Below are 7,266 nucleotides of genomic sequence, written 5' to 3'. Positions count from 1 at the left end.
ATACGATCAAGCGTAGAACATCCAGTCAATCCTAATGGATCGACCCATGTAAGGGGATTGTGAACATAAGCATAAGGATTCTCGCCCCCCGCCAGCCCTATCGGGTCCGGGCTTAAGTAACAGCAGGTCTGCAGGTCGTAGTAGCGGAAGCGGTTATAGTGCAGCTCCGATTCTTCATCCAGAAGCTGGCCGGCAAATTTTAAACCGAGTTCTGGCTGGCTGTGGTTACGTGAACTAGATACGAGATAACGGCGAACTTTACCTTGCGGGAGACTGGCTGACGCAGTGCGGCCTGACCGGGCAACCGTTGGAGATCAACGTGATGCCTGGTCAGGTGGTGATTAGGATTCAGCAGGGTAATATGTTGGCATAACGAAAGATAAAAATGTCTAGGAAGACCCAACATAGGGCTTCCTAGTTTTTATTTATATGTATTTATGCCTTCAGCCCCCGCGATAAAGTAATCCTGCAAACATCCTTGGATTTCTTCATCTTCATAAGACAACTTAAAATCACCATCAATATCATTAGGGAAATGTGAACCATCAATAGTTCCCAAGATAACAGAAGCAGTGTCTGCAATAATTATTTTAAAAAATTCGAATACTGCATCTTTATCTTCTTGATCTAACTTAGCAATAGCATTTCTTGCTCTAGCATAAACATCTTTATTAGCATCAGGAGATTTGCTTAATGCCCCCTTATAACGAGGGAGATTATCAAAAAACAACTCATTAAATATTGCCTCAACTACTTTCTTATCGTTTGCCATACATTACCTCCCAAGATTTTTAACTCTAACTTCAGGGTACATGGATTTATTCATATTAATAAGTTCTTGAAGCTTACTATTTGGAACATCTGGATATACGCGTCGCAGTTCCCTTATATCTCTAGCAATAACATCTCTCGCAGAAGTAAATGGTTTTCCTGTTGTTGGATTAGTCATACTTCTAGAGACAATGCCAACAACTTCTTTAGACGTCGTATGACCAACTTTTGGAACTAACATTGAAGGTGCAGTATTAGGATCGTAACCTTTAACTAAGTCTTTCATAATGGCTTTTTGGCCGACGTGGTGAGCATCAAATTCTAGATTCTTGCCTTTAACTGCACTTCTCAAGTCTTCATAGCTACCAACATCCCACTTTTGAGGACAAGCCGCCAGTCCTAATGGATCAATCCACCCCAACGGGTTATGTACGTATGAGTACGGATTATGTCCCCCCGCCAGCCCTATCGGGTCCGGGCTTAAGTAACAGCAGGCCTGCGGGGCGTAGTAGCGGAAGCGGTTATAGTGCAACCCCGATTCTTCATCCAGAAGCTGGCCGGCGAATTTTAAACCGGGTTCTGGCTGGCTGTGGTTGCGTGAACTAGATACGGGATAACGGCAATCTGTCTCTGCCAGAGGACTGGCTGACGCAGTGCGGCCTGACCGGGCAACCGCTAATGATCAGCGTAATTCCCGGTCAGGTAGTAATTCGGGTAAAATAAGATAATATGTTGACTTAATAATAACAGCCAGGAAGATATAAATAGATATTCCGGGCCATTATAAATTACTCAACTTCTTTCATAATACTCTTAAATTCTTTTTTTAAGCCAACAGCCATGCCTGCAACTGAAAGACCATATTTTGCAAAGTCATATGCCTGAGTGGTATTCTTAGTGGCGGAGAAGTACCTCATACACATCAACGCCAATCTAGCACGAGGCATAGATTGTAACTCTTTCGGGATAGTCCCTTCCTCAAGATCTTTTACTTTGATTGAGCCAAAAACGTTATCAAGAGAGCTAAAGAAATCAAAGAATGGCCAAGCCTCATTCTTTACCTTGTTAATTGCAGCATCAACATCATCGCCAGTATTTAATGGAAAAGCATCAAGTTCATTACCCGAACTTATTCGATGACGTATGTAACAATCAATTTCTTTTCGAGGAGGATTTTCATCACCATATCCATTAAAAATAGGATTAACACCTAGATTTATAAAGAAAACATCTCCAGAGCTTTTCCTTTGAATGTTAACGCACTTTATAAACTCATCGTTTTCTTTAAAAAAATCACTTTCACCATTCGATTTAAAGCCATTATTAATCAAAAAATCACTTATTGATTTAATTTTCATATTGCGTTACCTACCGATAAATAATTGGTATTTCATATTTATTTAAAATAGCTTCAAGAGCCTTCGTTGGTCCTATTTTTCCAGTCGTTGGGCTTTTTGTAAATACCCATTCAATGCGATCAAGCTGCCCACTTCTTAGGATTTTCAGATCTCTAGCTAGTTCTTGACGTACTCGTGAAGTTAATCCTGTTCGGCCAACTTTAGATTCAATACCAGTAGTGCCGGCAACTACGTCCATCCGCCTAAGCCCGCCAGTTACACGGAAGTTCTGTTCAATTCTAGTTGTACCTCTTTCGAGAGCAATCGCATCGCGAACACCATCACCAACAGCTTTGTTTCTTTGAACCTGACTTAGCTTAGGAGTAACTTTACCAGCGTTAGCCAATGGACAAGCTGCCAACCCTAAGGGATCTAATCATGGCTGAACACGATATTACGCCAGAAGTCACCCTTTCCAAAACACAGCGCCGTCTTAAAGTCGGCTATGTCAGAGCACGACACGAAGAACGTAAAACCGGCATGACCACGTATTACTCACAGCATCCCAGCCTGCACCTTAAGGGCGACTGGCTAAAAGAAGCGGGATTTGTGACCGGAACCGGCGTTACCGTGAGGATTTCGGAGGGGTGCCTGACCATCATCACCGACAATGACGAGGTGCAGGAACTGCGTGAAGAGTTTTACAAGGCAAAACAGGTGGTTAAGGAGGCCGTTTTTTAGTGGGCTGAACAGCGACAGCTCAATAAAAAAATAAGCCGAGAAGAACCCCGGCTTTTAGATTTATATACTTTCAAATTTAATAACATCAGGAGGAAAGTTATCAGGAAAAGATTTAGATTTAAACCTATTTTTTAATAATCCTTCTAGCAAAGTGATTAGGTTATTTTCGAAATACTCAACCTCTGATGACCTTGCTGGAATGATAGCAGTTCCCCATAATTCACTATCACTCTTAGATTTCATAGTCCAAAAAATATAATCGCCGTTGTCAGTGACGCCCAATGGAATTAATCCATTATCTTTTGGATATAATTGATATTTATAATAATCGCTATCGGAATCGATAAGATAATTAAGATCTTCTAAGATGAGCTTATATTGTTCAAAAAAATTCACATCTGCATTTTTGCTAAAAGGGTTAAATATGACAATAAAATCCGCAATACGGCCTGAGCCATATACATTTATAAAATCAATGTAATCAGAGGGAAAGGATAGTTGTTCCTCAATCAAAGGCCATTTCATTCCAGATCCTGATTCCAAAGGGGAAGCAGGAGGTACCAATATTTTAACTAGATTATTTATCATCATATTTACATTCCTGGAGGATTAAGAACTGTAACGTGCTCGAAGAAGCCCCCCGAACCCTCTGCCTTTATTGTGATACCAGCCGGTATTCTGGAAGGATCGTGATAAATAGGGGTTATATTCAAATCAACAATTTCTCCTTGCTCCAAGGCTTTTCTTATACGCCCCTCTATGCCACTCATTACAGGTGTATTAGCTAGACGCTGTTGGATAGTAATTAGATTTCGTACATCATCCCCGGAACCACCTAATTGACGACCAAGTAAATGGCCCCTTGCTCGATTAGAACCGGCACCAGTAATAAATCCCGGAGGTTGAATTTTAGGATTTGCGTGCGTTCCAGTATTTATATGGCTTGCATTTAATCGAGCCTGTACTCCTGTTGGTCGGTCTAAACTATCAAGTTCACTATATTTGATACCACAACTCGTTAACCCAAGCGGATCGGTCCAAGTAAGCGGATTATGTACATACGAGTAAGGATTTAATCCCCCCGCCAGCCCTATCGGGTCATAGGAACGATCCCGACGTCATCGTACTTTTTGGCACGCTACCGCCCGCACCGTTACTGGCTTCCCGGCTATAACCCGTTACTCTTTAACATCCACGCAACACGACAGCCCCGACGTGCGTTTTTTCGTCTTCACGCAGTATAACGGCACCCCCGGCTCCCGTTAACCCCTTGTTTTCGTTACTGCGTAACGCTGGGTGTTCCGGCTCCGGCCACGGCACTCCGGCAGCCCCACCGCCGGGGTGACGGGGCCGGATTACGGGCGCGGGTGGCATAGAACCCGCAGCGACGTTCTGCGGCGCTCTGATGCACGGAGGTGAGGGGGCAAGGCTTTCATGACCACACCGTACCAGGGTGGGGAGCGTGAGCTGGCGAGACGGTAAGGAGTGGCCTGCTTCTTCACCGTAGGGCACGACCCGGCCGCTGGGCGGGTATCAACGCTTTCAGCGGAGGCCTTTGGCCGACCTCACCTTGGCCGTTGACCTTGGCACACAACACCGACCTCACCCCGCCAGGGATGGCGGCACACCCCAGTGCCCAGGTGAGCACCGAGGCCAACAGCGGCGAGAGTTTACGAGCGGCGCACTACGTATAATCCCCCCGCATTATGTTTAATGGACGCAAGCCGGGAACTCAGCGTGCAGAGGACACCGCAGCCTAACCCCGGTGCGCGGCCATTGACCCCGCACACGCCGATGCCAACACAGGCAGGCGGGAGCATATTGGCGTAGTAACAGATAAAAATAGCAGGGAAGATCTAGGGGAGATCCTCCCGGCCCAACTATAGATATATCTTAATAAAAATCATGCTCGTAAATCATATAGATCTTTTGCTTCCTCATCCATATCTAGACTACCAAGAGCACCAAGATCTAAACTATAAATTTTATCACTATTATCTTTTGAGCAAATAAAATATCCAAGATCACCATCTTGTCCTATTAAAAAATAGTCCGGTTCAACCTCTTGTATTGTATACGTTTCATTTCTCTCAATAACATCTAGATAATTAAATATATAAACAGAGCCACCTTGTTTATTTTCTATCTCATAGACGTCTTTATCTTGCACTTCCTCAGATAAAAATTTCTTATACGCATTTGGTAATTTAATACCTTGACTCAACTCTATGCGTTTTAACTCTTCTAAAACTTTATCTTTATCCATATACAACCACCTTTATTATTAAAATGACAATGCATTAAATATCAAAGAACGGATTGAGTTTGTTACTTTCTCTGAATCCATCAAAATATTTATAGGCATCATTAAGGACTCGTCTTGCTTGTTTTACCGGAACTCCAGCTTTTAACATTTCGCTATAACTAGTATTGAACTCCTGCTTCAACGTTGTATCACAACCACCAGGTAAAGCACGTCGAACTCGTTGAGCCGCACTAATTTTAGCGTGAGGGCTACCAGATGCTGATTTCAATAATGTTGCTGGTGCAGAGTCCCGGTGATATCCACTAATTTTTTTCTTGACCCATACATCCTGAATAGGGTGGTGACTTTGGACAAACCATCAGTTTCGCTATTCGTATGTCCCGAAGCACGATTTACTCCTGGAGATAAATTACCATGGGGATCTACATAACCGGCTCTATAACCATTCGGTGCATTACATGTACTCAACCCAAGCGGATCAATCCACCCCAACGGGTTATGTACGTATGAGTACGGATTATGTCCCCCCGCCAGCCCTATCGGGTCCGGGCTTAAGTAACAGCAGGCCTGCGGGTCGTAGTAGCGGAAGCGGTTGTAGTGCAGCTCCGATTCTTCATCCAGAAGCTGGCCGGCGAATTTTAAACCGGGTTCTGGCTGGCTGTGGTTGCGTGAACTAGATACGAGATAACGGCGAACTTTACCTTGCGGGAGACTGGCTGACGCAGTGCGGCCTGACCGGGCAACAGCTGGCGATCAGCGTAATACCCGGTCAGGTGGTGATTAAGGTTCGACCGGGTAATCTGTGACGTAACAACAGATAAAAAATAGCCGGGAAGATCCAAAGATGCCCTTCCCGGCTTTTATTTATGGCGGTTTCCTCAGTACTTTTTAATGGCTAGCTGTACCCAAGAGATTAATATCCAGCCTCATTCAATAACCTGATCGCCATGAAGAAAAATCAGAAACATATATTTCTTTAAATATCAAATCACTAGGTATATTTTCGATGCTATCCCCGATTTCATCATAAGGTGATGGCAATATAAGCGAAAAGCCAAAATCATCGTCAATAATAACTGAGCCATTAAATATACGTTGTTTTTCAGTTAGAGCAATAACCTCTTTCATCGATTGCCCTGTATGTAATATGTTTTTATACTTCCCTTTATATTCTTGATTACAACCAATTGAGAATATTAAACCTTCATGATCAGTTGCGATCGTTATAGTTTTATTTATTATATATGCATTCTTTTTACTCCCATCAGGAAGAGAGTATTCCTTAACCTCAACCTTAAAAGAAGAATACATTTCACCTATATATGAAGATATATTTTCATTCAGGCTAACATTGCCTAATGAACAACCAGATATTATATCAGCATTAAAGCTTATCATATTAGAAGCCACCATTTCTTAACATCCCATCAATATATACTGGAGAGTCTTTTATTAGATCGTAGTTTTTAAATTCACCATGACCGATCCTTCCAAAGACAACATCCCCACCATTCTTGACTTTATAAACCTTCCAGTAGTCATTTCCGTGTATATTCGGCTGACTTGCATTTCCTCCTGGGTGATAATCTAGTTTATATGTTGCCCCGGATTTAGTAGTACGTACATATTGAGTATGTTGAATCGCATCGGGTCTTCCTGCTTGAGGATAATGTTTAGTCCAACCACGGCTAGTCAGGAACGCATCAACATCCGCAGGTTTTTTACCTGATAATTTATCAACCCACCTTTGTGTAATTTTATCTTTTCTAGAAAAACCTTTAGAGACACTACAAGCAGCCAGCCCTAACGGATCGATCCACGTCAGTGGATTCGGAACATAGGCATAAGGGTTCTCGCCCCCCGCCAGCCCTATCGGGTCCGGGCTTAAGTAACAGCAGGCCTGCGGGTCGTAGTAGCGGAAGCGGTTATAGTGCAACCCCGATTCTTCATCCAGAAGCTAGCCGGCGAATTTTAAACCGGGTTCTGGCTGGCTGTGGTTGCGTGAACTAGATACGGGATAACGGCAATCTGTCTCTGCCAGAGGACTGGCTGACGCAGTGCGGCCTGACCGGGCAACCGCTGGCGATCAGTGTGGTGCCCGGTAAGGTGGTGATTCAGGCACAGCCGGATAATATTCTGGCCTAACAGCAA

Annotated in this window: 13 protein-coding genes and 4 pseudogenes; 4 read left to right on the top strand and 13 right to left on the bottom strand. The window is 43.5% G+C overall.

Features of this window, described 5'->3' with window-relative positions:
- Nucleotides 1–203 (bottom strand): annotated as a pseudogene (locus AD970_RS19255) (RHS repeat-associated core domain-containing protein); the annotation flags it as partial.
- A 35-nt stretch (nt 204–238) separates the two neighbouring features.
- Between AD970_RS19255 and AD970_RS19250 the strand changes: the two are divergent.
- Complete coding sequence (locus AD970_RS19250; protein WP_072080711.1) at nt 239–373, top strand: SymE family type I addiction module toxin; 135 nt, start codon at nt 239–241, stop codon at nt 371–373.
- A gap of 48 nt (nt 374–421) precedes the next feature.
- Here AD970_RS19250 and AD970_RS18265 read toward each other — a convergent pair whose 3' ends face one another.
- Both AD970_RS18265 and AD970_RS18260 read right to left on the bottom strand, forming a co-directional pair.
- Nucleotides 422–772 (bottom strand): hypothetical protein, encoded by a 351-nt coding sequence (locus AD970_RS18265; protein WP_049602415.1) that lies wholly within the window; start codon nt 770–772, stop codon nt 422–424.
- A 3-nt stretch (nt 773–775) separates the two neighbouring features.
- Nucleotides 776–1,342, bottom strand: a pseudogene (locus AD970_RS18260) (RHS repeat-associated core domain-containing protein); the annotation flags it as partial.
- Nucleotides 1,343–1,377: 35 nt separating this feature from the next.
- Between AD970_RS18260 and AD970_RS20395 the strand changes: the two are divergent.
- Nucleotides 1,378–1,494, top strand: coding sequence for a SymE family type I addiction module toxin (locus tag AD970_RS20395; protein ID WP_072080710.1), 117 nt, complete (start codon nt 1,378–1,380; stop codon nt 1,492–1,494).
- A gap of 65 nt (nt 1,495–1,559) precedes the next feature.
- Here the strand turns inward: AD970_RS20395 and AD970_RS18255 are convergent, their stop codons facing one another.
- Both AD970_RS18255 and AD970_RS18250 read right to left on the bottom strand, forming a co-directional pair.
- Entirely contained in the window at nt 1,560–2,129 is a 570-nt protein-coding gene (locus AD970_RS18255) for a DUF4304 domain-containing protein (RefSeq protein WP_049602413.1), read from the bottom strand.
- A gap of 10 nt (nt 2,130–2,139) precedes the next feature.
- Nucleotides 2,140–2,514 carry a hypothetical protein gene (locus tag AD970_RS18250; RefSeq protein WP_235786973.1) on the bottom strand — a complete coding sequence of 125 codons (375 nt, stop codon included), beginning with the start codon at nt 2,512–2,514 and terminating at the stop codon, nt 2,140–2,142.
- 32 nt (nt 2,515–2,546) lie between these two features.
- On the opposite strand from AD970_RS18250, the gene AD970_RS18245 reads away from it, so the two are divergent.
- On the top strand, nt 2,547–2,849 hold the full coding sequence (locus tag AD970_RS18245; RefSeq protein ID WP_049602417.1) for a SymE family type I addiction module toxin: 303 nt from the start codon (nt 2,547–2,549) through the stop codon (nt 2,847–2,849).
- Between the two features lie 60 nt (nt 2,850–2,909).
- Here the strand turns inward: AD970_RS18245 and AD970_RS18240 are convergent, their stop codons facing one another.
- From AD970_RS18240 to AD970_RS20625, 5 genes and pseudogenes are all read right to left on the bottom strand, one after another.
- Complete coding sequence (locus AD970_RS18240) at nt 2,910–3,440, bottom strand: SMI1/KNR4 family protein (RefSeq protein ID WP_049602412.1); 531 nt, start codon at nt 3,438–3,440, stop codon at nt 2,910–2,912.
- 2 nt (nt 3,441–3,442) lie between these two features.
- Nucleotides 3,443–3,937: a DNA/RNA non-specific endonuclease gene (locus tag AD970_RS19240; RefSeq protein WP_235786976.1), complete on the bottom strand. Its 495-nt coding sequence runs from the start codon at nt 3,935–3,937 to the stop codon at nt 3,443–3,445.
- Nucleotides 3,938–4,752: 815 nt separating this feature from the next.
- Nucleotides 4,753–5,115, bottom strand: coding sequence for an SMI1/KNR4 family protein (locus tag AD970_RS18235; RefSeq protein ID WP_049602410.1), 363 nt, complete (start codon nt 5,113–5,115; stop codon nt 4,753–4,755).
- A 34-nt stretch (nt 5,116–5,149) separates the two neighbouring features.
- Nucleotides 5,150–5,422 carry a hypothetical protein gene (locus AD970_RS20630; RefSeq protein WP_408068313.1) on the bottom strand — a complete coding sequence of 91 codons (273 nt, stop codon included), beginning with the start codon at nt 5,420–5,422 and terminating at the stop codon, nt 5,150–5,152.
- Nucleotides 5,423–5,571: 149 nt separating this feature from the next.
- A pseudogene (locus AD970_RS20625) lies at nt 5,572–5,757 on the bottom strand (RHS repeat-associated core domain-containing protein); the annotation flags it as partial.
- A gap of 35 nt (nt 5,758–5,792) precedes the next feature.
- Here AD970_RS20625 and AD970_RS20390 point away from each other — a divergent pair.
- A complete protein-coding gene (locus AD970_RS20390; RefSeq protein ID WP_072080709.1) occupies nt 5,793–5,921 on the top strand; it encodes a SymE family type I addiction module toxin in 129 nt (42 codons plus the stop codon).
- Nucleotides 5,922–6,045: 124 nt separating this feature from the next.
- Here AD970_RS20390 and AD970_RS18230 read toward each other — a convergent pair whose 3' ends face one another.
- From AD970_RS18230 to AD970_RS20695, 3 genes and pseudogenes are all read right to left on the bottom strand, one after another.
- Complete coding sequence (locus AD970_RS18230) at nt 6,046–6,528, bottom strand: hypothetical protein (RefSeq protein WP_235786972.1); 483 nt, start codon at nt 6,526–6,528, stop codon at nt 6,046–6,048.
- A 376-nt stretch (nt 6,529–6,904) separates the two neighbouring features.
- Nucleotides 6,905–7,066, bottom strand: a pseudogene (locus AD970_RS19955) (RHS repeat-associated core domain-containing protein); the annotation flags it as partial.
- Nucleotides 7,067–7,086: 20 nt separating this feature from the next.
- The coding region (locus AD970_RS20695; protein ID WP_049602406.1) for a hypothetical protein at nt 7,087–7,266 on the bottom strand (180 nt) is incomplete at its 5' end.

It is taken from the genome of Yersinia nurmii (assembly GCF_001112925.1).
GTDB classification, from domain to species: domain Bacteria; phylum Pseudomonadota; class Gammaproteobacteria; order Enterobacterales; family Enterobacteriaceae; genus Yersinia; species Yersinia nurmii.
The sequence above is the reverse complement of the archived record's forward strand: the minus strand, read 5'-3'. Positions and strand labels throughout refer to the sequence as shown.

Bases quoted from the DNA above. Each gene is read 5' to 3' on its own strand.
- AD970_RS18255 (WP_049602413.1), bottom strand. From the start codon at position 2,129: ATGAAAATTAAATCAATAAGTGATTTTTTGATTAATAATGGCTTTAAA.
- AD970_RS18230 (WP_235786972.1), bottom strand. From the start codon at position 6,528: ATGGTGGCTTCTAATATGATAAGCTTTAATGCTGATATAATATCTGGT.
- AD970_RS18265 (WP_049602415.1), bottom strand. From the start codon at position 772: ATGGCAAACGATAAGAAAGTAGTTGAGGCAATATTTAATGAGTTGTTT.
- AD970_RS18245 (WP_049602417.1), top strand. From the start codon at position 2,547: ATGGCTGAACACGATATTACGCCAGAAGTCACCCTTTCCAAAACACAG.
- AD970_RS18240 (WP_049602412.1), bottom strand. From the start codon at position 3,440: ATGATGATAAATAATCTAGTTAAAATATTGGTACCTCCTGCTTCCCCT.
- AD970_RS18235 (WP_049602410.1), bottom strand. From the start codon at position 5,115: ATGGATAAAGATAAAGTTTTAGAAGAGTTAAAACGCATAGAGTTGAGT.